General features: G+C 71.0%; 23 protein-coding genes. 10 read left to right on the top strand and 13 right to left on the bottom strand.

Annotated features, from left to right (window positions below):
- Positions 1–2: 2 nt before the first annotated feature.
- The 4 genes from pafA to AB4030_RS12480 form a co-directional block, all read right to left on the bottom strand.
- Entirely contained in the window at positions 3–1,394 is a 1,392-nt protein-coding gene (pafA, locus tag AB4030_RS12495) for a Pup--protein ligase (protein WP_442279544.1), read from the bottom strand.
- A gap of 85 nt (positions 1,395–1,479) precedes the next feature.
- Positions 1,480–2,076: a GerMN domain-containing protein gene (locus tag AB4030_RS12490; RefSeq protein ID WP_442279543.1), complete on the bottom strand. Its 597-nt coding sequence runs from the start codon at positions 2,074–2,076 to the stop codon at positions 1,480–1,482.
- A complete protein-coding gene (locus AB4030_RS12485) occupies positions 2,069–3,385 on the bottom strand; it encodes an ATP-binding protein (RefSeq protein ID WP_442279542.1) in 1,317 nt (438 codons plus the stop codon). The genes AB4030_RS12490 and AB4030_RS12485 overlap by 8 nt, the downstream gene beginning before the upstream one ends.
- Before the next feature lie 21 nt (positions 3,386–3,406).
- Positions 3,407–4,090, bottom strand: coding sequence for a response regulator (locus tag AB4030_RS12480; protein WP_442279541.1), 684 nt, complete (start codon positions 4,088–4,090; stop codon positions 3,407–3,409).
- 207 nt (positions 4,091–4,297) lie between these two features.
- Here AB4030_RS12480 and AB4030_RS12475 point away from each other — a divergent pair, with 207 nt between their 5' ends.
- The 6 genes from AB4030_RS12475 to AB4030_RS12450 all read left to right on the top strand — a co-directional run bounded on the left by AB4030_RS12475 (position 4,298) and on the right by AB4030_RS12450 (position 11,621).
- The gene (locus tag AB4030_RS12475) at positions 4,298–6,106 is read left to right on the top strand and encodes an ABC transporter substrate-binding protein (RefSeq protein ID WP_442279540.1); all 1,809 of its coding nucleotides are present in this window, start codon (positions 4,298–4,300) and stop codon (positions 6,104–6,106) included.
- Positions 6,107–6,128: 22 nt separating this feature from the next.
- Positions 6,129–7,226: an ABC transporter ATP-binding protein gene (locus AB4030_RS12470; RefSeq protein ID WP_442279539.1), complete on the top strand. Its 1,098-nt coding sequence runs from the start codon at positions 6,129–6,131 to the stop codon at positions 7,224–7,226.
- Positions 7,223–8,329: an ABC transporter ATP-binding protein gene (locus AB4030_RS12465; protein ID WP_442279538.1), complete on the top strand. Its 1,107-nt coding sequence runs from the start codon at positions 7,223–7,225 to the stop codon at positions 8,327–8,329. Before AB4030_RS12470 ends, AB4030_RS12465 begins: the two co-directional genes overlap by 4 nt.
- Complete coding sequence (locus AB4030_RS12460) at positions 8,326–9,345, top strand: ABC transporter permease (RefSeq protein ID WP_442279537.1); 1,020 nt, start codon at positions 8,326–8,328, stop codon at positions 9,343–9,345. The genes AB4030_RS12465 and AB4030_RS12460 overlap by 4 nt, the downstream gene beginning before the upstream one ends.
- An 11-nt stretch (positions 9,346–9,356) precedes the next feature.
- The gene (locus tag AB4030_RS12455) at positions 9,357–10,316 is read left to right on the top strand and encodes an ABC transporter permease (RefSeq protein WP_442279536.1); all 960 of its coding nucleotides are present in this window, start codon (positions 9,357–9,359) and stop codon (positions 10,314–10,316) included.
- Between the two features lie 105 nt (positions 10,317–10,421).
- Complete coding sequence (locus tag AB4030_RS12450; protein WP_442279535.1) at positions 10,422–11,621, top strand: hypothetical protein; 1,200 nt, start codon at positions 10,422–10,424, stop codon at positions 11,619–11,621.
- A 110-nt stretch (positions 11,622–11,731) separates the two neighbouring features.
- Here AB4030_RS12450 and prcA read toward each other — a convergent pair whose 3' ends face one another.
- The 5 genes from prcA to AB4030_RS12425 form a co-directional block, all read right to left on the bottom strand.
- Complete coding sequence (prcA, locus tag AB4030_RS12445) at positions 11,732–12,544, bottom strand: proteasome subunit alpha (protein ID WP_442279534.1); 813 nt, start codon at positions 12,542–12,544, stop codon at positions 11,732–11,734.
- Positions 12,541–13,374, bottom strand: coding sequence for a proteasome subunit beta (gene prcB / locus AB4030_RS12440; protein ID WP_442279533.1), 834 nt, complete (start codon positions 13,372–13,374; stop codon positions 12,541–12,543). The genes prcA and prcB overlap by 4 nt, the downstream gene beginning before the upstream one ends.
- Positions 13,371–13,577 carry a ubiquitin-like protein Pup gene (locus AB4030_RS12435; RefSeq protein ID WP_056756869.1) on the bottom strand — a complete coding sequence of 69 codons (207 nt, stop codon included), beginning with the start codon at positions 13,575–13,577 and terminating at the stop codon, positions 13,371–13,373. The genes prcB and AB4030_RS12435 overlap by 4 nt, the downstream gene beginning before the upstream one ends.
- Before the next feature lie 88 nt (positions 13,578–13,665).
- Positions 13,666–15,186 (bottom strand): depupylase/deamidase Dop, encoded by a 1,521-nt coding sequence (gene dop, locus AB4030_RS12430; RefSeq protein ID WP_442279532.1) that lies wholly within the window; start codon positions 15,184–15,186, stop codon positions 13,666–13,668.
- A 79-nt stretch (positions 15,187–15,265) separates the two neighbouring features.
- Positions 15,266–17,731, bottom strand: coding sequence for a lysylphosphatidylglycerol synthase domain-containing protein (locus AB4030_RS12425; protein WP_442279531.1), 2,466 nt, complete (start codon positions 17,729–17,731; stop codon positions 15,266–15,268).
- Between the two features lie 194 nt (positions 17,732–17,925).
- On the opposite strand from AB4030_RS12425, the gene AB4030_RS12420 reads away from it, so the two are divergent.
- Genes AB4030_RS12420 through AB4030_RS12410 form a run of 3 tightly spaced genes read left to right on the top strand, consistent with a single transcriptional unit; the run spans position 17,926 to position 20,355 of the window.
- Positions 17,926–18,933 carry an alpha/beta hydrolase gene (locus AB4030_RS12420; RefSeq protein WP_442279530.1) on the top strand — a complete coding sequence of 336 codons (1,008 nt, stop codon included), beginning with the start codon at positions 17,926–17,928 and terminating at the stop codon, positions 18,931–18,933.
- 40 nt (positions 18,934–18,973) lie between these two features.
- Positions 18,974–19,963 (top strand): ribose-phosphate diphosphokinase, encoded by a 990-nt coding sequence (locus AB4030_RS12415; protein ID WP_442279529.1) that lies wholly within the window; start codon positions 18,974–18,976, stop codon positions 19,961–19,963.
- Positions 19,960–20,355: a DUF3054 domain-containing protein gene (locus AB4030_RS12410; protein ID WP_442279528.1), complete on the top strand. Its 396-nt coding sequence runs from the start codon at positions 19,960–19,962 to the stop codon at positions 20,353–20,355. The genes AB4030_RS12415 and AB4030_RS12410 overlap by 4 nt, the downstream gene beginning before the upstream one ends.
- A 140-nt stretch (positions 20,356–20,495) precedes the next feature.
- Here AB4030_RS12410 and arc read toward each other — a convergent pair whose 3' ends face one another.
- From arc to AB4030_RS12390, 4 genes are all read right to left on the bottom strand, one after another.
- Positions 20,496–22,253: a proteasome ATPase gene (gene arc, locus AB4030_RS12405; RefSeq protein ID WP_442279527.1), complete on the bottom strand. Its 1,758-nt coding sequence runs from the start codon at positions 22,251–22,253 to the stop codon at positions 20,496–20,498.
- A 56-nt stretch (positions 22,254–22,309) separates the two neighbouring features.
- Positions 22,310–23,422, bottom strand: a complete 1,113-nt coding sequence (locus tag AB4030_RS12400) for a tRNA (adenine-N1)-methyltransferase (protein ID WP_442279526.1) — start codon at positions 23,420–23,422, stop codon at positions 22,310–22,312.
- 11 nt (positions 23,423–23,433) lie between these two features.
- Positions 23,434–23,856 (bottom strand): single-stranded DNA-binding protein, encoded by a 423-nt coding sequence (locus AB4030_RS12395; RefSeq protein ID WP_442279525.1) that lies wholly within the window; start codon positions 23,854–23,856, stop codon positions 23,434–23,436.
- 217 nt (positions 23,857–24,073) lie between these two features.
- Positions 24,074–25,219, bottom strand: coding sequence for a M50 family metallopeptidase (locus AB4030_RS12390; RefSeq protein ID WP_442279524.1), 1,146 nt, complete (start codon positions 25,217–25,219; stop codon positions 24,074–24,076).
- 118 nt (positions 25,220–25,337) lie between these two features.
- On the opposite strand from AB4030_RS12390, the gene AB4030_RS12385 reads away from it, so the two are divergent.
- Positions 25,338–26,180 carry a RecB family exonuclease gene (locus AB4030_RS12385; protein ID WP_442279523.1) on the top strand — a complete coding sequence of 281 codons (843 nt, stop codon included), beginning with the start codon at positions 25,338–25,340 and terminating at the stop codon, positions 26,178–26,180.
- The last annotated feature ends 22 nt before the right edge of the window (positions 26,181–26,202 follow it).

The following is a 26,202-nucleotide window of genomic DNA, read 5'->3' as shown; positions in this document are numbered from 1 at the left end:
TCTCAGAGCGGGCGCTGGATGGTCGGGGACCGGTCGATCGTCTCCATCAGGCGCTCGACCCGCTCGTCCGCGGAACGGAACGGGTCCTTGCACAGCACGGTGCGCTGGGCCTGGTCGTTGAGCTTGAGGTGCACCCAGTCCACGGTGAAGTCGCGGCCGTGGGCCTGGGCGGCCCGGATGAAGTCGCCGCGCAGCTTGGCTCGCGTCGTCTGGGGCGGGCGGACCTTCGCCTCGAAGATCTCGACGTCGGAGGCGACGCGCGCCGTTCGACCGTGTCGCTGGAGCAGGTAGAAGAGCCCGCGCCGACGGTTGATGTCGTGGTACGCGAGGTCTATCTGCTGGATCCGGGCGTCCGAGAGGGAAAGTCCGTGCTTGGCCCGGTAGCGCTCGATGAGGCGGTGCTTGATGACCCAGTCGATCTCGGTGTCGATGGCGTCGAGGTCACCCGACCCGATGGCGTCGAGGGCCCGGCCCCAGAGGTCGATGACCTGTTTCGTGTCCGGGCTGTCCATGCCCTCGCGGTCGATGAACTCGACGGCCTTGTCGAGGTACTCACGCTGCATGTCCAGGGCCGACAGCTCGCGTCCGTTGGCGAGCCGCACGGTGGCACGACCGCTCGGGTCGTGACTCATGGTGCGGATGGCGCGGATGGGGTTCTCCATCGACAGGTCACGCATGACGATGCCCGCCTCGATCATCCGCAACACGAGGTCGGCGCTGCCCACCTTGAGCAGGTTGGTCGTCTCGGACATGTTGGAGTCACCGACGATGACGTGCAGGCGGCGGTACTTCTCGGCGTCGGCATGCGGCTCGTCGCGGGTGTTGATGATGGGTCGGCTGCGAGTCGTCGCGGACGACACGCCCTCCCAGATGTGGTCGGCCCGCTGGCTGACGGCGAAGCTCGCGCCGTGGGCCGTCGCGACGACCTTGCCGGCTCCGCAGATGATCTGCCGGCTGATGAGGAACGGGATGAACATGTCGGAGACCCGCTGGAAGTCGCCGGACCGCCCGTAGAGGTAGTTCTCGTGACAGCCGTAGGAGTTGCCGGCGGAGTCGGTGTTGTTCTTGAAGACGAAGATCTCGCCCTCCACACCGTCGTCGCGCAGGCGGCCCTGGGCGTCCTCGACGAGACCCTCGAGGATCCGCTCGCCCGCCTTGTCCTGGACGACGAGCTCACGCACGGAGTCGCACTCGGCCGTGGCGTACTCCGGGTGGGAGCCCACGTCGAGGTAGAGGCGCGCGCCGTTGCCGAGGAAGACGTTGCTCGAACGCCCCCACGCGACGACCCGGCGGAAGAGGTAGCGCGCGACCTCGTCCGGAGTCAGGCGCCGCTGGCCCTGCGTCGTGCAGGTCACGCCGTACTCGTTCTCGATCCCGAAGATCCGCCGCTCCATGGACCAACTGTAGGCGGCTCGCTCCCCATCGACGGGGAGGACGTATGCGGCGACCCTCCTTGCGGGTGCACGCATCCTCCCGGGGTCACGACGTCGGCGCGAGGGCGGCGAAGTCGGCCCGGCTGAGTGGGCGGGAGCGGAGCTGCCCGCTCGCGTCGGGCATCGGCATGACCCGCCCACCCTGCACGAGCTGCACCCCCGTGGCGACCGTGTCTGCCGTAACCGTGAACACGATCTGAGCCAGGGCGGCCACCTGGTCGCGCGCGGACAGGCGGTCAAAGCCCTGGGGCACGTCGACGAGCGCCACCTGCGTGCCGTTCAACCGGCCCACGAGCGCCACGGTCGCGGGCGGTAGCGCGGTCCGAAGGCCCTGGGCGACCTCGTCCCGTGACAGCGGCATGGCGAGCGCCGCGAGTGCCGGACCGATGCCCGATCCCTCGGGTACCTGCCGCTCGACCCGCGAGAGCAGTTCGCCACGCAGCAGGTAGGCCTGCATCGTCAGCGGCACCGCGGTCGGCGGGCCGGCGGCCGACGCCGTCACCGCGCCTCGCCCGGGGACCGCGACCGGCGCGTCCTGTGGGCCGAGGGTGCAGGCGGACCCGAGCCCGAGCACGACGAGGCAGGTGGCGACGACGACGCCCGGGGCCCGGCGTCCTCGTCGCCAACGTCGTCCCTCAGCCATCGGTGATCGGCAGCTCGACGACAAACCGCGCGCCTCCTCCCGGACGGTCCTCTACGCCGACCGAGCCGCCGTGCAGCGCGACGTGGCGCTGGACGATGGCCAGGCCGAGCCCGAGCCCCCCGCTGCCGGCCGGGCCCGGGCCCCGGGCGAACCGGTCGAAGATCCGGCCGCGCTGGTCGGGTGGGACTCCGTGGCCGGTGTCGTCCACCTCGATCCGCGCGGTCCCTCCCCGTCGGAGCAGCCGGACTGCCGTGACGCCGCCGCCGTGGGACTCGGCGTTGTGGACGAGGTTGGCGACGACGCGTTCGAGGCGACGTTTGTCCACGCTCGTCGTCAGTGGCCCGGCGGGTTCGGTCACCGGTCGGCCCGCTGCATGGTCGGCGGCCGTCCGCACGAGCTCGGCCAGGTTCACCTCCTCGAGCAGGAGACCCTGGCCGGCATCGTGCCGGGCCATCTCGAGCAGGTCGACGACGAGCACGCGGAAGCGTTCGAGCTCCTCCGCGAGCAGGTCGAACGGCTCACGCACCGAGACCGGCAGGGATGCCTCTCGGTTCTTGATGATCTGCATCGAGTTGAGCATGGTCGTCAGAGGGGTTCGCAGCTCGTGGCTCACGTCGACCGCGAAGCGCGAGTCCGCCGCCACCCGGTGCTCGAGCTCGGCCACGGCCCGGTTGAACGACGCACCCAGGGGACCGAGGTCCGGGTCGTCACCGGTCTGCAGGCGCGCGTCGAGGCGTCCCTCCGCGACGGCCGCCGCGACGCTGCCCAGCTCCGCCAGCGGTCGCAGGGCGAGTCGGGACGCGCTGCGACCGATCCAGGCGCCGAGGACGGCTGTGAGCGCTGCACCGAGCACGAGTGCGGTCGACAACGTCCGCAGGGCCTGGTCGAGGTCGCTCAACGGGAACACCGCGAAGAAGCCCGCGTGGGCCGGGGACAGCGGCACCCCCACCGCCAGGAGGAGCTGGCCGCCGACCTGGATCCGTTGCGTCGACTCCTGGCCACTGGTCACGGCGTCGACGAGGGCGACCGGGAGGTCCGACGCCCCGACCCGGGGGGAGGTCGAGTACCACTCCCCCCCGACGAGACACATCGACGCAGTCGACTCGGCGGTCGGCAGGCCGTCGAGCGGGGCCGTGACCAGCCCTGCCCGGGCGACGAGGCCGTCCTCGACCACGGTCCGACCGAGCTCGCCCTCGGCCACGGCCACCGTCTCGCGCTGGTCGACCAGGTAGGTCGAGACGACGGTCCAGACGAGCAGGGCGAGCAGGGCCGACACGGCGAGCGACACGAGCCCGAAGGCCAGGGTCACCCGCGAGCGCAGACCGTGCACTCAGATCGCCAGCCGATAGCCCAGACCGCGTGCCGTCACGACATACCTCGGGTTGGCGGGATCGGGCTCGATCCGGGTCCGGAGCCGGCGGATGTGCACGTCGACGATGCGGCTGTCACCGAAGTAGCCGTAGCCCCAGACCCGGTCGAGGAGCTCCTCGCGGCTGCGGATCCTCCCGTCGGCGACGGCAAGCTCCACGAGAAGCCGGAACTCAGTGCGGGTCAAGGGGATTCGCTCTTCGTCGCGGGTGACCACACCGTCGTCGAGGCCGATCGCCAGATCTCCGACCACCACGCGGCGCGGACGGTGGTCCACGGCCGGTTCGACCCGGCGGAGCATGGCTCGGATGCGCGCCGTCAGCTCCCGCGCGACGAGCGGCTTGGTGACGTAGTCGTCGGCGCCGGACTCCAGTCCCGCGACGACGTCGTGGCTGTCGGTTCGAGCGGTCACCATGATGACGGGCACGCTGCTCGAGCGCCGGATCTCACGGCATACGGAGAAGCCGTCGGTGTCGGGGAGCATGAGGTCGAGCAGCACGACGTCGGGGTCGACCTCGGCCAGGTCGGTGAGGCACTGGCCCCCGTCCGCGGCCTCGGTGACGGAGAAGCCCTCGTCCTCCAGCGCGAGCCGCAGGACGCGCCGGACTCGTGCATCGTCCTCGACCAGCAGCACGCGCCGCGTCATGGGCCAAGTATCGCCCGGCCCCACGCCGTCCATGACGTCTGTCACCAAACCGTCACCCACGGCCGGACCCCATGACGGTCCCGTTGCACTCCTGTGTCGGCTCCGGAAAGCGCCGTTGCCGTGTGACAGGTGTGCCTAGCGTGGAAGCGGCACCGCCTGTGGCGAGCGCCGAAGCGGCACTCGTGCCCGTCACGGAAGAGGGACCTCATGACACGGAACACCAGGGCGCTCCCCTGGGTGGCGGCCGTCGGCGCCATCAGCCTCGGGCTCGCGGCGTGCAGCGGCGGGTCGACCGGCGGCACCACGGTGCCCGGCGGCTCGGGGTCTGCAGCGGCCGCGGTCAGGGGCGGGACCCTCAACATGCTCGGCGCCGGCGACGTCGACTACATGGACCCCAACATCAGCTACTACAGCGTCGGCTACCTCGGCCTGCGGCTGTGGAGCCGGCAGCTGTTCACCTACCCCGCGCAGAGCGGTCAGGTGACCCAGGCGGTCCCCGACCTCGCCACCGAGATGCCAACCGCCGGCAAGGGCGTGAGCAGCGACGGGCTGACGTACACCATTGCCATCCGACCGGGCGCCAAGTGGAGCACCTCGCCGGCACGCCAGGTGACGGCAGCCGACGTGGTCCGTGGCGTGAAGCGCACGTGCAACCCCGTGCAGCCGTTCGGCGGCCTGCCGGACTACCTCGACCTCATCGTGGGGTTCAAGAGCTTCTGCGACGGGTTCCAGAAGGTGGGCCACACTGCCGCCGCCATCTCGTCCTACCTCGAGGGGACCAACCTGCCCGGTGTGGTCGCCAAGGACGACCTCACGGTCGTGTTCAAGCTGACACACCCGGCCAGCTTCTTCCCCGACATGCTGACCCTGACTGCGTTCTCGGCCGCCCCGAAGGAGTACGACGCGTACGTCCCGGCGAGCGCCGAGCTCGGGCAGCACACGATCTCCGACGGCCCCTACATGATCGAGTCGTATGCGCCGACGAAGAGCATCTCCTTGGTCCGCAACCCCGCTTGGACCGCCTCGACCGACCCGATCCGCAAGGCGTACGTCGACAAGGTCCTCATCAACGAGACCATCACCCAGGACTCCGTGCAGCAACAGCTGCAGACCGGCACGCCCACTGCTGACATGGAATGGGACGTCGCCCCGCCGCCCTCGCAGGTCCCCGCGCTCATCGCCAAGAAGGACCCCAACCTCAGCCTCGGTCCGAGCTCGTCGTCCAACCCCTACGTCGTCTTCAACACGGTGTCACCGAACGCCAACGGGGCGCTCGGCAAGGTCAAGGTCCGTCAGGCCCTCTCCGAGGCGATCAGCCGCACGAACATCATCCAGGTGCTGGGCGGCCCGAAGGTCAACCAGGCCCTCAGCCACGTCCTCCCCCCGGTCATCGTCGGTGGTGAGAAGAACTTCGACCTCTACCCCTACGACGCCACCAAGGCCAAGGCCGACCTCGCGGCGGCGGGCTACCCGAGCGGGCTCAGTCTCAAGATGCTCTACCGCAACGCATCGCAGGGCAGCAGCAAGACCTTCCAGACCCTCCAGCAGGACCTGTCGAAGATCGGCGTCACCGTCGTCGGTGTGCCCTCCCCGAACGCCGACTTCTACACGAAGTACCTGCAGGTGCCCACCGTCGCCCAGCGGGGCGTCTGGGACCTGGCCACGGCCGGGTGGGGCTCCGACTGGTACGGCAACGCGGCCGTGTCGTTCTTCAACCCGCTCTTCTCCGGGAAGGTGTCCTTCCCGCCCAGCGGCAGCAACTACGGTCTCTACGACAGCCCCGCCGCCAACACCCTCATCGCGCAGGCGAACTCGGCGAAGACGACTGACGAGGCGGCGACCATGTGGGCGCAGGCCGACCAGCAGGTCATGAAGGACGCTCCGTTCTTCCCGATCACCAACCCGGTCCAGGCCAACTACCGGGCGTCCCAGGTGCAGGGCGCGGTCTACGTGCCGTCGCTCCAGAACTTCGACCCGGCCAACGTGTGGTTGAGCGCCGACAAGCAGGGCGGCTGAGCGGAACCGGGGCGAAGCCACCATGTCCCTCCTCGAGGTCCGTGACCTGCGCGTCGCCTTCAACACCCCGGACGGGGTGTTGGAGGCGGTGCGCGGGCTCTCCTTCGACGTCGACCGCGGGTCCACCCTCGCCATCGTCGGCGAGTCCGGCTCGGGCAAGAGCGTGGCCACGCAGACCATCACCGGCCTGACGACCGGCGCCCGGGTGACCGGGTCGGCGCGCTTCGACGGGACCGAGCTCATCGGTGCCTCCCCAGAGGTCCTTCGCGGGATCCGGGGGGCGCGCATCGGCATGATCTTCCAGGACCCGCTCTCGAGCCTGCACCCCTACTACAAGGTCGGCTGGCAGATCGTCGAGATGATCCGCGCCCACGACCGGGGAGTGTCGACGGACGCTGCGCGTCGACGCGCTGCCGAGCTGCTCGCCGTGGTCGGGATCCCGCACGCCCAGAGCCGGATCGACGACTACCCCCACCAGTTCTCCGGTGGGATGCGTCAGCGGGTCATGATCGCCATGGCGATGGCACTCGACCCGGTCCTGCTCATCGCCGACGAGCCGACCACGGCCCTCGACGTCACCGTGCAGGCCCAGGTCCTCTCGGTGATGCGCCGCCTCCAGGAGGAGTTCGGCACCGCCATCATCCTCATCACCCACGACCTCGGCGTCGTCGCGGAGATGTCCGACGAGGTGGTGGTCATGTACGCCGGGGCGGCGATGGAGCGGGCGCCCCGGCGCACGCTCTTCTACGCCAACCACCACCCCTACACCGAGGGCCTGCTCGGTTCGCTTCCCGCGCAGGGCGGCGTGCGGGCGCGGCTCACCCCCATCCTCGGCGTGCCGCCGTCGCTCATCGACCTCCCCCAGGGGTGCCCCTTCGCGCCGCGGTGCCCGTATGCGTTCGACCGGTGCCGGAGTGAGACGCCGCCACTGCGTCGGGTGTTCGACGACCCCGACCACGACTCCGCCTGCTGGCTCCCCACCGTCCTGTCCGAGCGTGAGGCGCTGCGGTCGGCGCGCGCGCAAGGCGATCTCGAGCGAATTCAGGCGGGCGCCGCAGAGCCGCTGAGCCGACCCACGACGGAAGGTGCCTCCATGACGGCCGATGAGGTGTCGCCATGACCGAACCACTCCTGCGCGTCGACAGGCTGACGAAGTCCTTTCCGGTTCGCTCCGGTGGCCTCTGGCGTCGAGACGTGGCACAGGTGCACGCCGTCGACGACGTGACGCTCGAGATCCAGCCCGGGGAGACCCTCGGCCTGGTCGGGGAGACCGGCTGCGGCAAGTCGACCCTGGCGCGCTGCATGGCACGGTTGTACGAGATCACCAGCGGCTCCGTCTGGTTCGACGGGCGCGACATCACGCATCTCGACCGTCGCGACATGAGGACCGTCCGCAGAGACGTCCAGATGATCTTCCAGGACCCCTACGGGTCGCTGAACCCGCGCCGTCGGGTCGGCGCCATCATCGGGGACCCCTTCGTCATCCACGGCACGGCGACCCGTCGCGACCTCAAGGCCAAGGTGCAGGACCTCATGGCTACCGTCGGGCTCAACCCCGAGCACTACAACCGTTTCCCCGCGGAGTTCTCCGGCGGCCAGCGGCAACGCATCGGCGTGGCGCGGGCCCTGGCCCTGCGTCCCAAGCTCGTCATCTGCGACGAGCCCGTGTCGGCGCTCGACGTCTCGATCCAGGCCCAGATCATCAACCTGCTCATCGACCTGCAGGACGAGTTCGCCCTGACCTACCTCTTCATCACCCACGACCTGTCGGTCGTGCGCCACGTCAGCGACCGCATCGCGGTCATGTACCTCGCCAAGGTCGTCGAGACCGCCCCCACGCCCGAGCTGTTCAGCACGACGAGACACCCGTACACGCGATCGCTGCTGTCGGCCCTCCCGGTGCCCGACCCGGACCTGGCCGACAGCCGAGAGCAGATCGTCCTCGTCGGAGACCTCCCGACACCGACGGACCCGCCGTCGGGGTGCCGCTTCCACACCCGGTGCCCCAAGGCACGTCAGGACTGCGTCACGTCGGAGCCGCCGCTGGTGCCGGTGCTCGGCGACGAGCTCGACCATTCCACTGCCTGCCACCACCCGCTGAGCATCGGTGAGGACCTCTCGCTGGCGCGCCCCGACATCGACGCTTCGGAGATGGTCGGAGACGCCACCTTGTCGCACGGCGCCGGCAGCTCGGCGCCTGAGTCCGGAGGTGAGTCACGATGAGCATCGTCCCCCCGCACGACCCCATGGACCCGACGGCCCCCCGGCTGACCGACCTGGAACCGGAGGCGGAGGAACGGCCCTTCCTCACCCCCGAAGCGGCGGCCGAGGAGCTACCCCCGCAGGCCCGTCACATCGAGGGGCGAAGCCCGTGGCTGCTCGCGTGGCAGCGACTGCGTCGGGACCGGGTCGCGATGGTGTCCCTCGTCATCATCGGACTCATCATCCTGCTCGCGGTCTTCGCACCGGTGACCACCGCGCTCACCGGGCACCCGCCGAACGAGCAGTACCGCGAGACCGGGCTCTCCGCCGACGGGCTCCCCCTACCCCCGAACTCGACCTTCTGGCTCGGCACCGACGACCTCGGGCGAGACATCTTCGTCCGCATCGCCTACGGCGCGAGGGTCTCGCTGCTCGTCGGGGTCGCCGCGACGGTCCTGACCGTGATCATCGGCGTCATCGTCGGGCTGGCGGCCGGCTTCCTCGGCGGCGTGGTCGACACCCTGCTCGCGCGGCTCATCGACATCGTGCTGTCCATCCCGTTCCTGCTGGTGGCCATCGCCCTCGTATCGATCACCGGCCCGAGCCTGCTCGTGACCGTGCTCGTCATCGGGTTCTTCAGCTGGGCGTCCGTGGCCCGCATCGTCCGAGGTCAGGTCCTGTCCCTGCGCGAGAGGGAGTTCGTCGAGGCGGCGCGGTCGCTCGGCGCCTCGGACCGCCGGATCATGTTCGTCGACATCCTGCCCAACATCCTCGCCCCGATCATCGTCTACGCGTCGCTGCTCATCCCCGTCGTCATCGTCGTGGAGGCGACCCTGTCCTACCTCGGTCTGGGCCTGGCTCCCCCCACCGCCGACTGGGGCGGGATGATCAGCGACGCCCAGAACTACTACACGACGTCGTGGTGGTTCATGGTCTTCCCCGGCGCGGCCCTGCTGCTGACCACCCTGGCCTTCAACCTGTTCGGTGACGGTGTGCGCGACGCCTTCGACCCGCGCAGCGACCGGATCTTCGAGTGAGGGGCTGACCCATGTTGCGCTTCGTCGTCCGCAGGCTGGCTCTCGGGCTGCTCATCATGTGGCTCATCTCGCTCGCCGTGTTCGCCCTGTTCTTCGTCGCGCCGAACGACGTGGCCCGGACGCTCGCCGGACGCCAGGCCACCCCTGAGACGGTGGCGCTGATCTCGGCCCGGCTCGGCCTGGACCAGCCGATTTGGAAGCAGTACCTCGACTTCCTCGGCAAGGCGCTGCGCGGGGACCTCGGCTACGACTACTACCACCAGGTGCCCGTCACGACGATCATGGCGCAGGCCCTGCCGATCACGCTGAGCCTCGTCGTCGGCGGAGCCATCATCTGGCTCGTCATGGGGGTCTTCAACGGCGTGGTCTCCGCGATCCGGCCCCGGTCGTTCACCGACCGGTCGTTGACGGTCTTCTCGCTCTTCTTCTACTCGATGCCGACGTTCTTCCTCGGACTGCTGCTGCTCTTCTTCCTCTACTACCAGCTCACCGTGGCGGGCTACCCGATCTTCCCGGCGGGCGGCTACGCCCCGCTCAGCGAGGGCCTGGGGCCATGGGTGCAGCACCTCATCCTGCCGTGGTTCACCCTCGCGCTCGTCTCGGCTGCCACGTACACCCGCCTCACCCGGGCCTCGATGCTCGAGGTCCTCGGCGAGGACTACGTCCGCACGGCGCGCTCCAAGGGCATCCGTGAGAGCCGCGTCATCACCCGGCACGCGCTCCGCTCGGCCATGACCCCGGTGGTCACCCAGTTCGGCATCGACGTGGGGGCCCTCGTCGGCGGCGTCGTCGTCACCGAGACGGTGTTCAGCCTGCCCGGCCTCGGCAAGACGTCGATCGATGCCATCAACCAGCAGGACCTCCCGGTCATCATCGGGATCGTGCTCTTCGCCTCGTTCGCGGTCGTCGTGGCCAACATCGTCGTCGACATGTTCTATGCCGTCCTCGACCCGCGCGTCCGCCTGCACTGACCAGTCTCCCTTGCGGGCGTGGCTGCGCTGGGCCTTTTGTTCCGATGCCTGCCAAGATGGCGAGGTCCACCCCTCCCCAGCCCCCTGCCCCTGCATTGGACGGTCATGATCGACAGACCACACTTCAAGTTCTCCCGCCGCGGCTACGAGCCCGAGGAGGTCGACTCCTTCATCGAGTCGCAGAACCGCACGCTCCAGGCAGCCAAGAAGGACGCCGCAGAGCGCAGCGTGGAGCTGACCAAGCTCAACGCTGCCCTGGCCGACCTGCGAGGCCAGCTCGGCCAGCAGTCGCGGGTCATGGCCGACCTGAAGAAGAGCGCTCCGGCGCCGGGTCAGGCGTTCACCGACCTCGGTGAGCGCATCGCCCAGATCCTGTCGCTCGCCGACCAGGAGGCAGCCGAGATGCGCACCCGCGCCGGTGCGGAGGCCGACGAGATCCGCGAGCGCGCCACGCGTGCAGCCGCCGAGCTCAAGGCGACCACGACGTCGTATGCCGAGCAGGCTCGCGCCCGCGCGGACGAGGAAGCCGTGCGCATCATCGCCCAGGCCAACCGGGAGGCCCAGGCCGTCGTCGCCGAGGCCCAGAGCGTCACGGCCGCACAGCGCCAGGAGCTCGCTGCGGAGTTCGAGGCCCACCGCCTCAAGGCCTCCACGGCGTCGGCGGAGCTCGAGGTCACGCTCGCCGCCCGCCGCGAGTCGGCCGACGCGGAGTTCGAGGCGCGCCGCCGGCAGCAGGAGGCAGCCCTGACCGAGAGCGAGTCCCGGCTGCGCCAGCTCACCGAGCGGGCCGAGCACGACGCGCAGGAGATGCGCGCGAGGGCCGAGCAGCTGCTCCAGAACGCCGAGGCGCAGGCCGACCAGATCGTGTCCGAGGCCCGCGACCACGCGTCGCGGGTGCGTGAGGAGTCCGACCGCGAGCTGGCCGCGGCCTCGGCCCAGCGCGACAGCATCAGCGCGCAGCTGAGCAACGTCCGTCAGATGCTCGCCACCCTGGGTGGCGGGACCTTGGTGCAGGGCCTGGGCGCTCCGACCAAGACCGCCCAGCCCGCCGAGGTCGCCGACGCCGAGCAGCCTGTTCCCGCCCCGGTGCACGAGTCCGCGGAACCTGCGGCCGACGTGGACGAGGGCCCCGGGTCCGAGGTCGCCGGGTCCGAGGTCGCCGGGTCCGAGGTCGCCGGGTCCGAGGGCGTGGACACCGCGGCTGAGCCGGCCGAGCTCGACGAGCAGGACCACGAGCAGCACGACGAGCAGGACGACGAGCAGCTCCAGGACACCGGCGACGAGGTCGGCGCCACGCGCCGCTGACGAGGCAGGCCGCCGCCTGGACGCGCAGCCCGAGCACGACGAAGGCCGCCCACCGCTGGTGGGCGGCCTTCGTCGTGTCCACCCCCCTATGGAGGCGGAGCGGGTGAGACTCAGGCCGTGGGCGTCCCGGGGCCCCGACCTCCGGGCGGCTCCTCTGTCGTCGTGGGATCTCCAGGTGACGAAGTCGCGCTCGAGCCCAGCAGGCCGGCCGGCGCATCGGTCGTCTCGCGTGGCTCGCCGAGCAGTCGGGTGAGCACCGGACCGACGATGCGCCGGAACGAGCGGCGCGGACGGTCGCGGTCGAGCACGGCCACCTCGAGCTGGGCCTCGTCCAGGGCCCGGCGCTCGCCGTTCTCGCCGGCGCCGAGCACGTCGACGGCGAGCCGCAGGACCTCGCTCAGGGTCATGCCCGGTCGCCACCCGGTGCCGAGCCGCTCCTCGGCCGCGTCGCTCGCGCCCCCCATGGCCACGAAGCCCTGCTCGTCGGCGACCGACCCGTCGTAGGTCAGCCGGAAGATCTGGTCGCTGTCGGCGTCGACGCCGACCTCGGCCACGACGATCTCGATCTCGAACGGCTTGGACTCCTGGGTGAAGACGGCCCCGAGCGTCTGGGCGTACGTGTTGGCCAGCGCCCGAGCCGTGACGTCGGTGCGGTCGTACGAGTAGCCGCGCAGGTCGGCGTAGCGGATGCCCGCGACCCGCAGGCTCTCGAACTCGTTGTAGCGCCCGACGGCCGCGAAGGCGATGCGGTCGTAGATCTCGGACACCTTGTGCAGGGCGCGCGAGGGGTTCTCGGCGACGAACGCGATGCCGCGGTCGTAGCCGAGGACGATGACAGAGCGGCCGCGCGCGATTCCCTTGCGCGCGAAGTCCGCCCGGTCCTTCATGACCTGCTCGGGCGGCACGTAGAACGGCATGCTCATCGCGCACCCCCCGGGTTGTCACGGCGTGCGGAGACGATGCGCTCGACATGTGCCTCGAGCACGTCCTGCCCGACGAAGCGGGCGCCCGAGTGGTCGACGATGGCCACGGTGGGCCAGATCTGGCGGCCGAGGTCGGGACCGCCGGTGGCCGAGTCGTCGTCGGCGGCGTCGTAGAGCGCCTCGAGCGCGACCGAGACGGCCTGCTGCTCCTCGAGGCCCGGACGCCACAGCTTCTTGAGGGCACCTCTGGCGAACATCGAACCCGAACCCGTCGAGTGGTGGCCGCCCTCGACGTAGCACCCGCCCGTGACGTCGTAGGAGTAGATGCGCCCGGTGGCCGACTCGAGGTCGAAGCCGGCATACGTGGGCACGACCGTCAGTCCCTGCATCGCGAGCCCGAGGTTGCCCCGGATCATCGAGGCGAGGCGGTTGGCCTTGCCCTCGAGCGACATGATGGCGCCCTCGATCTTCTCGTAGTGCTCGAGCTCGACCTGGTAGAGCCGGACGAGCTCGATGGCGATGCCGGCGGTGCCGGCGATGCCCACCACGCTGTAGTCGTCGGCCGCGAAGACCTTCTCCATGTCACGGTTGGCAATGACGTTGCCCATGGTGGCTCGGCGGTCGCCGGCCATGACGACCCCGCCGTCGAAGAGCAGGGACACGATCGTCGTGCCGTGCGGTGCCTCGATGCTCGCACCGGACGGCAGGCGCCGGCCCGCCGGCAGCAGCTCGGGACGGTAGGCGGAGACGAACTCGGTGAACGACGAGGAGCCTGCCCGGAGGAAGGCGTCGTCGATCTGCCGCGCTCGTCCCGTGGACGGCTGGGTCACTGGCCGCCCTTCTGCACGAAGCCCCGGACGAACTCCTCGGCGTTGGACTCCAGGACGCCGTCGATCTCGTCGAGGACGCTGTCGATGTCGTCGGACAGGCCCTCCTTGACGGCAGCTCCTGCGGGCGCGGTCGGGGGCGCCTCCGGTGTCTCCGGCGGCTCCTCGTCACGACGCTGCGGCTTGACGTGCTCCTGACCCGGCATGGCTACCTCCCAGACGTGTTGGACCTCGTGACCCGACCCTAACCCGTGCAGACCCCGCCGTCCGAGCACCCAGCTGCAACGACGACGGCTACTCCGGCGTGGCCAGCCCGCGGAGCAGCTCACCGACGTCGGCGCTCTGCTCGAGCAGGGCGCCCACCTGCGCCCGGGTGCCGCGCTCGGGTTCGAGGATCGGCACGCGCTGCAGGCTGGCGTGGCCGGGCACGTCGAAGACCACGGAGTCCCAGCTGGCCGAGAACACCTGTGAGGTGAACCGCCGCACGCACTCACCGCGGAACCAGGCGCGGGTGTCCTCGGGCGGGGTGGTCTGGGCCTCCTTGACCGCCTCCGGTGCCACGAGGTCGCGGAGCATGCCGCGGTCCCGCAGCCGGTGGACGAGGCCCTTCTCGGGCCGCACGTCGGCCCACTGGATGTCAATGGCGGCGAGCCGGTGGTCGTCCCAGGACAGGCCGTCGCGGGCGCGGTAGCCCTCGAGGAGCTTCAGCTTGGCCACCCAGTCGAGCAGCGGGGCGCACGACATGACGTCCCGCCCGAGGCCGCTGAGGACCTCCTCCCAGAGCCCCATGACCTCCGCCGTCGCCTCGGGCTCGGGGTCGTCGCCGCGCCGGTCCAACCAGGTGCGGGCGGCCTCGAGGTACATCCACTGCACGTCGAGGGCGGTCACGGTGCGGCCGTCGACGAGCTCGACGGTGGCCGCGAGCGACGGGTCGTGCGAGATCGTCTGGAGAGCGGCCACGGGGCGCCGGACGGACCAGTCCTCGGTGAGGTGTCCGTCCTCGATCATGCCGAGCACGAGCGAGGTCGTTCCGGTCTTGAGCAGTGACGCGACATCGAGGTGGTTGGCGTCGCCGATGATGACGTGCAGGCGCCGGTAGCGGTCCGCCACGGCGTGGGGCTCGTCGCGGGTGTTGATGATCGGGCGCTTGAGCGTGGTCTCGAGCCCGACCTCGGTCTCGAAGAAGTCGGCGCGCTGGGCGATCTGGTAACCCGCCCCCCGGCTGTCGACCCCCAACCCGACCCGGCCGGCGCCGCAGACGACCTGGCGCGTCACGAAGAACGGGATGAGGCCGCGGACGATCTCGGGGAAGGGCGTGCGCCGGGGCATGAGGTAGTTCTCGTGGGTGCCGTAGGACTGGCCCTTGCCGTCGGCGTTGTTCTTGTAGAGGTTCACCGGCGGCTGCCCGGGGCGCGCGGCGATCAGGCGGACCGACTCGAGCGCGATGGCGTCACCGGCGCGGTCCCACGTGACGGCGTCGCGCGGCAGGGTCACCTCGGGCGAGCTGTACTCCGGATGGGCGTGGTCGACGTAGTAGCGGGCCCCGTTGGTGAGCACGACGTTGGCGAGGGTCGGGTCCTCGATGTCGGTGAGCTGGCTCGGGTCGGCGGTCTGCCGGTCGAGCTGCCAGCCACGCGCGTCACGCAGCGGGTCCTCGAACGCGTAGTCCCAGCTCGACTGGTTGGAGCGGATCCCCTGGGCCGCGGCATACACGCTGACGACCTGGCCCGAGAGGAACATCGGGTTGGCCATCGGGTCGCCCGGCACCGAGATGCCGTACTCGGTCTCCAGCCCCATGATCCGCCGCACCGTCATGGGGCGACGATAACCGTCTGGGCCGTCGCTGCCGCGCGCGGTCCGTCACCAGCCGAGGGCGTATGCCGTGGGGTGGCCGCTAGATGGCCCCCACCTTCTGCAGCCGGTTGAGCGAGAACCAGCCGAACGGGATGGGCAGCCAGTAGGTCGCAAGCCGGTAGAGCAGGACCGACGAGACGGCGGTGCCGCTGTCGACGCCGATGGAGATCAGGCCGAACGACATCGCCGCCTCGATGCCGCCGAGCCCGCCCGGCGTCGGGACCGCCGATCCGACGATCGCGCCGGCGAAGTAGACCACGGCGATGGAGGCGACGGGTGCCTGTGCTCCGAAGGCCCTCGTCGCACAGACGAGGGCCGCGACGAAGGACATGTCGAGCAGCAGGGCACCACCGAGCAGCTGGGTGAGCTTGGCCGGGTGCTGGAGCACGGCGAGCACCTGCGGCACCGCCGACTTGACCTGCGGCAGGACCCGGTCGGTGAGCAGCGCACGGACCTTCGGCAGGGCCAGCACGCCGAGCAGGAGGATGACCACGACGAGGATGCCGGCGACGAGGACCGGCGACGGGCTGAACGAGACCGCGGGACCGGTGCCGGCTAGCACTCCCGAGATGACGAGCAGCACGAAGTAGGAGCAGAACTGCGCCACCTGGGCCACTCCGACGCTGGCCCCCGCGATGGTCGGGGACAGCCCGGAGGTCTGGAGGTAGCGCGTGTTGAGCGCGATGTTTCCGACGGCCGCCGGTGCGACGAGACCGCTGAAGGCGACGGCGAGCTGCGTCATGTACGTCCGGATGAAGCGCAGGCGGATCTGCACCGCGCCGCCGAGGGCGAGCGAGGCACCGGCGAAGGTGGCAGCGGCGAAGACGAGCAGGAGCGCCGCCCAGCGCCAGTCGGCCGTGCTCACGACCTGGCGGAGGTTCACCTGGGCGAGCTGGGTCAGGACGACGTAGCCGGCGACACCCCCGCCGACGAGTGTGACCACACCGCGGGCCGAGATCCGCCGCAGCTGCACCGGCTCGACAGCCTCGGCCTGCGGCCGGAGCGCGACGAGGCGCTCACGCAGCTCGCCCATGACCGACTTCGACGCCTTGAGCGCGACGCGGGCGTCGGCGCTCAGCGCGACGGGCTGCAGGACGGGGACCGCCCGGAGGACGGCATCCTCGCCCAGCGCGGCGACAGCGGAGTCCACGGTGCGTTCGGGCCCGACGGTGAGTGCCACCGTGGTGAGCAGCTGCGCCAGGTCGATGCGCAGGCTGAGGTCGTCGGCGGCGACGTCACCGCTGCCGAGGCTCGCGAGGGCGACCCCGCCACGGTCGTCGACGAGGATCGTCGAGGGCCCGAGCTGGCGATGGACCAGACGTCGACGGTGCAGTGTGCCAGCGAGACGCCAGATCGCGGCGAGCCGGGCGTCGTCGAGCTGACCATCGACCTCACTGAGCGGCCTGCCCTGCGGCTCGTCGTAGGCGATGACGGCCGAGAACGGCCCCACCTCGGAGACGGCGACCGGCTTGGGGGCGCGGATGCCGGCGTCGTGGAACGCCAGGCCCATCAGCGTGCGGTGCTCGACCTCGGAACGCAGCGTGAGCGCCGGCGGTCGCGTGAAGCCGCTGCGCAGCCGCAGCACGCGAAGCAGGCGGCGACCGGACGCGAGCCCGAAGGTGTCGCGGTCGATGACGTGGACGTCGAGCTGGCCGTCCGGGACGGCACCGAGGTAGCGCCGGTCACCCGCGTCGTTCGCGTCGATCAGCTCGAGCCGCGTCAGGGGAAGGCCGACCGCGACGAGAACCGCGGCCACCTCGGTGGCCGGCGGCCGGGTGGACGTCACCCCGAAGATCAGCCGGAAGGCGAGGCCGACCATCCAGCCCACGACGAGCGAGCAGGCGAGGGCGGCGAGTGTCAGGGCGCCCGAGAGCAAGGTGGTGACGAGCGTCGCGATGACGACCGTGGTCGCGATGGGCGAGATCCACTTGCGGCCGGAGATGTCCGCGACCGTGAGCAGCGCGAGCATCGAGACGATGACGATGTCGAGCGGGCCGGTCCGCCCCGACGACGTCGGCCGCGTCAGCACGTCCGTGACGAATCCACCGTTGCCGGACTGGACGAGGGTGGCCAGGACGATGACGAGGACGCCGCCGACGACCGCGGCGCCCAGGGCCTGGATCAGCTGCATCGGCCGGCGTCGCACCAGCAGGTCGGCACCCACGCCGATCGGCAGGAGCAGCACGCCGATGCCACTCATCCAGCCCAGGAGCGTCAGCAGCAGTCGCGGGAGCCCACTCGTGGCATCGGTGAGGTCCTGCTCCACCGCGCCGCGGGTCCCGGCAGCGAGGTCGGCCACGAGCAGCCCCAGCACGAGCAGCAGGACCGCGGCGGCCAGACGCACTCCGTCGGCTGGACGCCGGACCCGTTCGGGGATGGACGGCTCGATGACCTCCACGTCGGGGACGGGAGCCGGACCGCCCTCGTCGACGGGCTCTCGGGCAGTCAGACCCTGCTCGTCGGGCCCGTCGAGCTGGTCGTGCACGTGCTCCGCCGTTCGGCGCATGGTCTCCCCCGTGGTGTCGTCCGGCTGCTGAACAGGTCGCGAGCCGTCCCCGTCCGTGGGGGGCTGCGTCCTCTCCGAGTCGCCGGGCATGGGCCAATCCTGCCCGAGGTCAGGCTCGATTCGTCGCAGCGTCGCCGTCCGGGGCCTGTGGCCCGGTACGGGGAGACCCCCGCGAGCGGTGCGAGACTGACGCCGTGACGGTCAGCGACTCGTGGGACATGCCCCTGCGCACCAAGCTCCTCGCCCGTGCCCTGAGCCGGTCGCGCAGCGTCGAACGGATGCAGTCGGCGGACGCGATCGCCCGCAGCAGAGCCTGGTTCGCTCCGGCCAGAGCCCCCTTCACCTGGGTCACCGGATCGGTTCCGGCCGGCGTCGAGATCGGCGGCACGAGCTTCCGGGCGCGTGACGGCCACGAGGTCGCGGTCCGCACCTACCGACCGCGACATAGCGGGCACGAGGTGCTGCCCGCGATGCTGTGGTTCCACGGCGGCGGGTGGGTGCTCGGCAACACCCGGGGCTACGACCCACTGTGCGCCTGGGTCGCCGATCGGGCGCGGGTGGCCGTGCTCAACGTCGACTACCGTCTCGCACCCGAGCACCGGGCGCCCCGGGCCGCGCACGACTGCGTCGACGCAGCCCGATGGGCCGCATCGGACGCGTCGGACGAGTTGGGTGCCGGGATCCGACACTCGGGCCTCGGCCTCGCGGGCGACTCCGCCGGCGGCAACCTCGCGGCGGTGACCGCGCAGGTGCTTCGCACCGAGGGTGGCGCCCACGTGGGGTACCAGGCGCTCGTCTATCCCGCCGTCGATGCGACGATGAGCTCGCCGTCCGTGGCCCAGCACGCCCAGGCGCCGATCCTCACCCGCAGCGACATGGACCTGTTCCTCGCGCACTACCTCGGGGACGCGGACGACGCGCTCGCCCCGGTCGACCCCCTCGTCTCCCCCCTGCACGCCCCGGACCTGGGCGGTCTGCCGCCCGCGCTCGTCCAGACGGCAGACCTCGACCCCCTGCGCGACGAGGGCACGGCCTACGCCGAGGCCTTGCAGGCGTCCGGCGTCGAGGTGCGACACACGAACTACCCTCGCGTCCCGCACGGCTTCATGAGCTTCCCGGGAGCCACCCGGGTCGGCGGTGCCGCCCGCGCCGAGCTCGCCCAGTGGGTCGCCCGCCACGCGCGACCCGGGACGGTCGGCTAGTCTGCGAACGCACGCGAGTCTCGTGAGGGATGGTCTCGAAGTGAACGACGTCGTCGTCTTCAGCGGCTCGGCGCACCCCGCCCTGGCCGACCGGATCTGCTCCTACCTGGGGGTGACCCGCTCCCCCGTCGACATCAAACGGTTCAGCAACGACTGCCTCCAGGCACAGCTGCTCGCGAACTGCCGCCAGCGCGACGTCTACATCGTGCAGCCGCTCGTGCCGCCGACGCAGGAGCACCTGATGGAGCTGCTCCTCATGATCGACGCGGCGCGTGGTGCATCGGCGGCGCAGATCACGGCCGTGATGCCCCACTACGCCTACGCACGTTCGGACAAGAAGGACGCCTCGCGCATCTCCCTGGGCGGCCGGCTCGTCGCCGACATGATCTCCACGGCCGGCTGCCACCGGGTCCTGACCATGGCGCTGCACGCCCCGCAGGTGCATGGCTTCTTCTCCACGCCCGTCGACCACCTCACTGCCATCGGCGTCCTGGCCGACCACTTCCGCGACAACGACCTGACCAACTCGATCGTCGTCAGCCCTGACCTCGGCAACGCCAAGGTCGCGACCCAGTTCGCCCGGCTGCTCGGGCTGCCCGTGGCGGCCGGGTCCAAGCGCCGCGTGGCCGACGACCGGGTCGTCATCGACTCGATCGTCGGCGACGTGTCCGGCCGGCGCGCCATCATCCTCGACGACGAGATCGCGACGGGCGGCTCGATGCTCGAGCTGATGGACCGGCTCAAGGACGCCGGCGCCACCGAGGCCGCGATCGTCTGCACCCACGGCCTCTTCGCCGGCAAGGCCGTCGAACGGCTCCGCGACCACCCGTTCGTGACCGAGGTCGTCACGACCGACACGGTCCCACCGCCGCACGGCTGGCCCGAGCTGAAGGTGCGGTCGGTCTCGGCCCTCTTCGCCGAGACGATCAGCCGCATCCACCACGGCCGTTCGGTCAGCTCGCTCTTCGAGGGTGTGGACCCGACCCACGCGCCGCCGCAGGCGAAGCTCCCGTTCGACCCGCAGCCATGAGCCGATCCCCCTGGTGGCGCCGCCCGGCGGTCGCGCTCCTGCTCGACGTCCTGCTCGTCCTCGTCTTCGCAGCCGTGGGGCGGGCCAGCCACGACGAGTCGGGTCCTGTTCTGGGCGCGCTGGTGACGGCGTGGCCCTTCCTCGTCGGGACCGCCATCGGTTGGCTCGTCGTCCGGGTCGTCCGTGGCGTCTGGCCGATCGACGTGGCGCCCGGGGTCACGGTCTGGTTCGCGACCGTCCTCGTCGGCATGCTGCTGCGCCACGCGGTCGGCTCGGGCACGGCCCTGAGCTTCGTCGTGGTGGCCTCGGTCGTGCTCGCCCTCTTCCTGCTGGGCTGGCGCGCCCTGGGGGCGTATGCCGTCCGCCGAGCCCGCGCGCCACACCACGGCTAGCCACCCCGCCCCCTCCTCAACCGTCGAGAGGCCACGTGTGGCCGCCTCCACCCCGTCGAGAGGCCACGTGTGGCCGCTCCCACCCCGTCGAGAGGCCACGTGTGGCCCGGAGACCCGGGCCACACGGCATACGCACGGTCTCAGAGGTACTGGCCCGTGTTGGCCGTCGCGATGGACCGGCCGGGCTCGGTGCCGTCCTTGCCCTTGAGGAGGGTGCGGATGTAGACGATCCGCTCACCCTTCTTGCCGCTGATCCGCGCCCAGTCGTCGGGGTTGGTCGTGTTGGGCAGGTCCTCGTTCTCCTTGAACTCGTCGACGCAGCTCGCGAGGAGGTGCTCGACGCGGATGCCCTTCTGGCCGGTCGTGAGGAAGTCCTTGATCGCCAGCTTCTTGGCCCGGTCGACGATGTTCTGGATCATCGCGCCCGAGTTGAAGTCCTTGAAGTAGAGGATCTCCTTGTCACCGCCCTGGTAGGTCACCTCGAGGAAACGGTTCTCCTCCATCTCGGAGTACATCCGCTCGACCGCGGCCGTGATCATGGCCCCGACGGTGGCCTCGCGGTCACCCCCGTTGACGGCGAGGTCGTGCTCGTGGAGCGGCAGCGTCTCGACGAGGTACTTGCTGAAGATGTCGCGCGCGCTCTCGGCGTCGGGCCGCTCGATCTTGATCTTGGCGTCGAGTCGCCCCGGCCGCAGGATGGCGGGATCGATCATGTCCTCGCGGTTGGAGGCCCCGATGACGATGACGTTGTCGAGGCGCTCGACGCCGTCGATCTCGGCGAGCAGCTGCGGCACGATGGTGGTCTCGACGTCGCTCGAGACGCCCGAGCCACGCGTGCGGAAGAGCGAGTCCATCTCGTCGAAGAAGACGACGACCGGCGTTCCGTCCGAGGCCTTCTCACGGGCGCGCTGGAAGATGAGCCGGATGTGGCGCTCGGTCTCGCCGACGTACTTGTTGAGCAGCTCTGGGCCCTTGATGTTGAGGAAGTAGCTCTTCTCCGTCGCCTTGCCGGTGCGCGCCGCGACCTGACGTGCCAGGGATGCGGCGACGGCCTTGGCGATGAGGGTCTTGCCGCAGCCGGGAGGGCCGTAGAGCAGGACACCCTTCGGCGGCTTGAGGGCGTGCTCCTTGTAGAGCTCGGGGTGCAGGAAGGGCAGCTCGACGGCGTCGCGGATCTGCTCGATCTGTCCCGAGAGGCCACCGATGTCCTCGTAGTCCACATCGGGGACCTCCTCGAGGACGAGCTCCTCGACCTCGAGCTTCGGGATGACCTCGTGGACGAAGTTCGACCGTGGGTCCAGCGTGAGGGAGTCCCCGACACGGATGTGCTCCCCCAGAAGAGGGGTCGCGATGCGGCAGACGCGCTCCTCGTCGCCGTGGGTGATCACGACCACCCGCTCGTGGTCGATGCGCTCCTTGACGGTGACGACCTCGCCGACCCGCTCGTAGCCATGGACGGACACGACGTTGAGGGCCTCGTTGAGCATGACCTCGCGGCCCAGCCCGAGGTCCTGCTGGTCGACGGACGGGCTGATCGCGACACGCATCTTGCGTCCGCCGGTGATGATGTCGATCGCGCCGTCGTCGGGCGGGTCGATGACAAGGCCGTAGGTGCTCGGCGGCTGCGCGAGGCGGTCGACCTCCTGCTTCAAGGTGACGATCTGCTCGCGCGCGTCCCTCAGCGTGCGCACCAGCCGCTCGTTCTGCGACGACAGCGTCGACAGGCTCGTCTGGACGTGGGCCAGCCGTGCCTCGAGCTCACGCGTGCGCTGCGGCGAGTGACGCGCCACCTCACGCAAGGACTCGACTTCGGCGCGCAGGGCTGCGAGCTCGCGGTCTCCGGGGACTCCTGCGCCGTCGGCACGCTCGGGGTCTGGGTTGCGGACGTCATCCGACATGTCGGCCTCCTCGATTCGTCACTCGCACATAGTGACGATTCGACCCTAACCCCGGGTCAGCCGATGTCGTCGGACGTTTCAGCCAGTGATCGGCGCACGCGTCGGATCGTCTTGTCGCTCTTGACCCGCTCGCCGAGCGCCTCGGGCGTCCAGGCGTCCGCCGGGATGTCGGTCGACGCGGTCGATCCCGGGACGACCGTGGGCTCTCCGCCGGCGTCGGAAGCGGCGCCGACCCCGGTGTCGCCGGTCACGCCTGACTCGGTCGCGTCGGCGTAGGCGCCCTTGGCGGGACGGCGCTTGCGCTCGGGCGGGACGACGCCGGGGGCGAGGCGACGCGTCGTGATGAGGAAGCCGGTGTGTCCGTGCATCCGGTGCTGCGGACGGACCGCGAGGCCCTCGAGGTGCCACCCGCGCACGAGGGACTCCCAGGCGGACGGTTCGGTGAAGCCGCCATGGGCACGGATGCCCTCGGCGACCCGGCTCAGCTGGGTCGTCGTGGCGACGTAGCAGATGAGCACGCCGCCCGGGATCAGGGCCTCGGAGACGGCGTCGAGGCACTCCCACGGGGCCAGCATGTCGAGGACGACGCGGTCGACCGTGCCGGCGGGGGCAACGGTCGGCAGGGACTCGACGAGGTCGCCGACCGTGACGGTCCAGGCCGGGTGGTCCCCACCGAAGAACGCCCGACCGTTGCCACGGGCGATGTCGGCGAAGTCCTCGCGACGCTCGAACGACAGCAGCCGGCCACGCTCCCCGATGGCACGCAGGAGTGACATGGACAGCGCCCCGCTGCCGACACCGGCCTCGACGACCGTCGCGCCCGGGAAGATGTCGGCCATCTGGACGATCTGGCCCGAGTCCTTGGGGTAGACGACGGCCGCGCCGCGCGGCATCGACATGACGTAGTCGCTGAGCAACGGTCGCAGTGCGAGGTACTCGACGCCGGCGGTGTTCGTCACCACGGACCCGTCGTGGGACCCGATGAGGTCGTCGTGCCGGAGGAAGCCGCGATGGGTGTGGAACTCGCGACCGGGCTCGAGCGTGATGGTGTGCAGTCGCCCCTTGGGGTCGGTCAGCTGGATGCGCTCCCCGACCTCGAAGACGCCGCGGCGGTCGTGCGCACCCGTGACGTGGGACTGCGCGGATGCGGGCTGCTCGGCGTCGGTCATGGGAGCACAGTCTAGGTGGCGCCGAGACCTCCTCCGGACGCCCTCCGGAGCGCCACCGCCTCGACCTCGTAGCGGCTCTGACGGCCGGCAGGTCCGCCGAAGAACCGGCGGCGAAGTGCGCCCTCGACCTCGACCAGGTCACCGCTGCGCAGGCGCATGGCGGTGCGGCGCGTCCCTGCCGTCCAGCACACGACGTCGATGGTGTCGACCGTCGCCCGCTTGGGGCTGTCGGCGGCGGCGCGGCGTCTGCTGGCCGCCGGCTCGCGTGGGACGACGACGCGCAGCGTGGCGATGCGGTCACCGCTCGGCAGCTCACGCTCCTCGGCCTCGGCGGCCAGGCGCCCGGTCAGGGCCACCTCGTTGCGTCCCGCGGCGGGGCTGTCAGGGCTGGCGCTCGTCGCGGTTCGGCTCGTCGTGGGCTGTCTCGTCGCCATGATGCCTCCCTCCGGCCCGCGTGTCGGGCCCTGTGCCCAACGGTGAGGGGTGACCGGCACGACGCGCTGCCGGCGCCGCCGTCCTGTGGACAACGTCCGGGACCGCGGCGGGGATGTGGACGCCGCACACGCCCCCCGGCGGGCCAGACGGCTCCGCGCGACACGGCATACGTGATCGAGTGGGTCCCCAGGTCGTCGTGACCGGAGGCGTGCGGGGTCAGCGGCGACCGCGGCGGGACAGCCCGGCCCCCACGACGGCATTGATCCGCTCGGCGCTCGCCAGGCCGCGGATGTCGCGCGTCGCCTCGTCGACGACGACGGCGAGCGACAGCTCCCGCGCGCTCATGACCTGGATGAGATCCGTCAGCACGGCGTCGGCGGGCAGGGCGACGACCCATGCCGCGGGCTGGGCCACGGTGACGGAGGCGATGGCGGTGCGATCGCGCCCCTCGGTCGGCACGGCGGCGGCGGAGTCCGCGTCGACGACGCCGAGGGGCCACCCCGTGGGGTCGGCCGCCGCCACCCAGGCGCCAGCGGCCAGCTCCGCCTCGACCTGCACCAGCGACGTCGTGCCCGCGACGAGCGACAGCGGTTCGAGCACGTCGGTCGCGAGGCCGGCGGTCGCCTCGTGGATGTGCCCGGCGCGGACAGCGCCCGAAGCGCCTTGCCACAGGAAGAAGGCGATCGCCATGGGCCAGACGAGGTCGAAGATGTCGGGTGAGCGCCCCTCGGCGAGGGGACGCAGGGCGAACCACGCAACGGTCAGCACTGCGACGACGCGGCCGAGCCAGCCGGCCGCGACGAGACCGCGGCCCTTGCTGCCGGTGGCCCACCAGACCAGGGCGCTGACGATCTGGCCGCCGTCCAGCGGCAGTCCGGGGAGCAGGTTGAAGAGGCCGACGAGGAGGTTGGCGAAGGCGACGATGCCGAGCAAGGTCAGGGCCGTCTCGTTCGTCGTCAGGGCGCGGACGCCCCAGACCGCGCCGGCGAGGACGAGGTTGGAGAGCGGACCCACGACGGCGACGAGTGCGGTCGTGGTCGGCGAGCTGCGGGTCGCGTCGTAGACGGTGTGCCCGCCCCAGACGTCGATCACGATCCGGCTGACCGGATGACCCCGCCACAGAGCGGCGAGGGCGTGGGACGCCTCGTGCACGAGCACCGAGACGAGAAGGAGCACGGCGTAACCTACGGCCAGCAGGTAGCCGTACGAGGCACCGCGGTCGGGCCGCGAGAGGTTGGGCCCGAAGACGACGACGATGAGCACGGCGATGATCGGCCAGGACCGGCCGAGATACACCGGGATCCCGGCGAGGCTGCCGATCCGCCACCCGTGGGCCGCGGCCGGGCGGACGGGAGTGCTCATGGACCCGACCCTATGCCCTGCGTGGCGGGGCGCCCTGTGCCGGACCTGTCCGCGGCCTGTGGCCTGTGGCCTGTGGGCGCGGGCGGGCGGTGTCGCCGCTGCGGCATACAGTCGGCCCATGGTTGCAGCGCTGTCCCCGAGTCGGGCCTCCGACTTCATGTCGTGCCCGATGCTCTACCGCTTCCGGGTCATCGACAAGCTCCCGTCGCCGCCGACGCAGGCGACGGCCCGGGGCACGCTCGTGCACGCCGTCCTCGAGCGGCTCTTCGACCTGCCCGCGACCGAGCGCACGATCGAGGCGGCCGTGGGCCTCGTGCCGCAGGAGTGGGCGCGCCTGGCCGACGAGGAGCCGGCCATGCTCGACCTGCTCGCCGAGCACGACGGGCGCACCGACGAGTGGTTCGCCGGAGCCGCGACGCTGCTGCAGACGTGGTTCGGCCTCGAGGACCCGACCCGCCTCGAGCCTGCCGAGCGCGAGCTCTACGTCGAGACCGAGATCGACGGGCTCGTCCTGCGCGGCTACGTCGACCGCCTCGACGTGGCGCCGGGGGGCGCGATGCGTGTCGTCGACTACAAGACCGGGCGCTCGCCCTCCGAGCACTTCGAGGCCAAGGCTCTCTTCCAGATGAAGTTCTATGCACTCGTGCTCTGGCGACAGCGCGGTGTCATGCCCAAGCGCCTGCAGCTGGTCTACCTCGGAAACAGCGAGATCGTCGCCTACGAGCCTGACGAGCAGGACCTCCTCGGCACCGAGCGCAAGGTCAAGGCACTGTGGCAGGCGATCGAGCGAGCTGCGACGACCGGTGACTGGCGGCCGAGCCCGAGCCGGCTGTGCGACTGGTGCGACCACCGGGCCCTGTGCCCGGCGTGGGGCGGCACTCCCCCGCCGCTGCCCGAGGACGCCGCGACGCGCGCCGTCGACCCCCAGGTGACCGGGGAGGCCGAGCCCGACGACGAATGAGCCCGGGGGTACTGCCGCCGAG

Origin of the sequence: Terrabacter sp. 2YAF2 (genome assembly GCF_052114705.1) — a bacterium.
GTDB lineage: Bacteria > Actinomycetota > Actinomycetes > Actinomycetales > Dermatophilaceae > Terrabacter.
The sequence above is the reverse complement of the archived record's forward strand: the minus strand, read 5'-3'. Positions and strand labels throughout refer to the sequence as shown.

Bases quoted from the DNA above. Each gene is read 5' to 3' on its own strand.
- AB4030_RS12455 (WP_442279536.1), top strand. From the start codon at position 9,357: ATGTTGCGCTTCGTCGTCCGCAGGCTGGCTCTCGGGCTGCTCATCATG.
- AB4030_RS12390 (WP_442279524.1), bottom strand. From the start codon at position 25,219: ATGAGCACTCCCGTCCGCCCGGCCGCGGCCCACGGGTGGCGGATCGGC.
- AB4030_RS12395 (WP_442279525.1), bottom strand. From the start codon at position 23,856: ATGGCGACGAGACAGCCCACGACGAGCCGAACCGCGACGAGCGCCAGC.
- AB4030_RS12410 (WP_442279528.1), top strand. From the start codon at position 19,960: ATGAGCCGATCCCCCTGGTGGCGCCGCCCGGCGGTCGCGCTCCTGCTC.
- prcA (WP_442279534.1), bottom strand. From the start codon at position 12,544: ATGAGCATGCCGTTCTACGTGCCGCCCGAGCAGGTCATGAAGGACCGG.
- dop (WP_442279532.1), bottom strand. From the start codon at position 15,186: ATGACGGTGCGGCGGATCATGGGGCTGGAGACCGAGTACGGCATCTCG.
- AB4030_RS12490 (WP_442279543.1), bottom strand. From the start codon at position 2,076: ATGGCTGAGGGACGACGTTGGCGACGAGGACGCCGGGCCCCGGGCGTC.
- AB4030_RS12400 (WP_442279526.1), bottom strand. From the start codon at position 23,422: ATGACCGACGCCGAGCAGCCCGCATCCGCGCAGTCCCACGTCACGGGT.
- AB4030_RS12465 (WP_442279538.1), top strand. From the start codon at position 7,223: ATGACCGAACCACTCCTGCGCGTCGACAGGCTGACGAAGTCCTTTCCG.
- AB4030_RS12450 (WP_442279535.1), top strand. From the start codon at position 10,422: ATGATCGACAGACCACACTTCAAGTTCTCCCGCCGCGGCTACGAGCCC.
- AB4030_RS12470 (WP_442279539.1), top strand. From the start codon at position 6,129: ATGTCCCTCCTCGAGGTCCGTGACCTGCGCGTCGCCTTCAACACCCCG.
- AB4030_RS12385 (WP_442279523.1), top strand. From the start codon at position 25,338: ATGGTTGCAGCGCTGTCCCCGAGTCGGGCCTCCGACTTCATGTCGTGC.
- arc (WP_442279527.1), bottom strand. From the start codon at position 22,253: ATGTCGGATGACGTCCGCAACCCAGACCCCGAGCGTGCCGACGGCGCA.
- AB4030_RS12460 (WP_442279537.1), top strand. From the start codon at position 8,326: ATGAGCATCGTCCCCCCGCACGACCCCATGGACCCGACGGCCCCCCGG.
- AB4030_RS12480 (WP_442279541.1), bottom strand. From the start codon at position 4,090: ATGACGCGGCGCGTGCTGCTGGTCGAGGACGATGCACGAGTCCGGCGC.
- AB4030_RS12475 (WP_442279540.1), top strand. From the start codon at position 4,298: ATGACACGGAACACCAGGGCGCTCCCCTGGGTGGCGGCCGTCGGCGCC.
- AB4030_RS12425 (WP_442279531.1), bottom strand. From the start codon at position 17,731: ATGCGCCGAACGGCGGAGCACGTGCACGACCAGCTCGACGGGCCCGAC.
- AB4030_RS12435 (WP_056756869.1), bottom strand. From the start codon at position 13,577: ATGCCGGGTCAGGAGCACGTCAAGCCGCAGCGTCGTGACGAGGAGCCG.
- pafA (WP_442279544.1), bottom strand. From the start codon at position 1,394: ATGGAGCGGCGGATCTTCGGGATCGAGAACGAGTACGGCGTGACCTGC.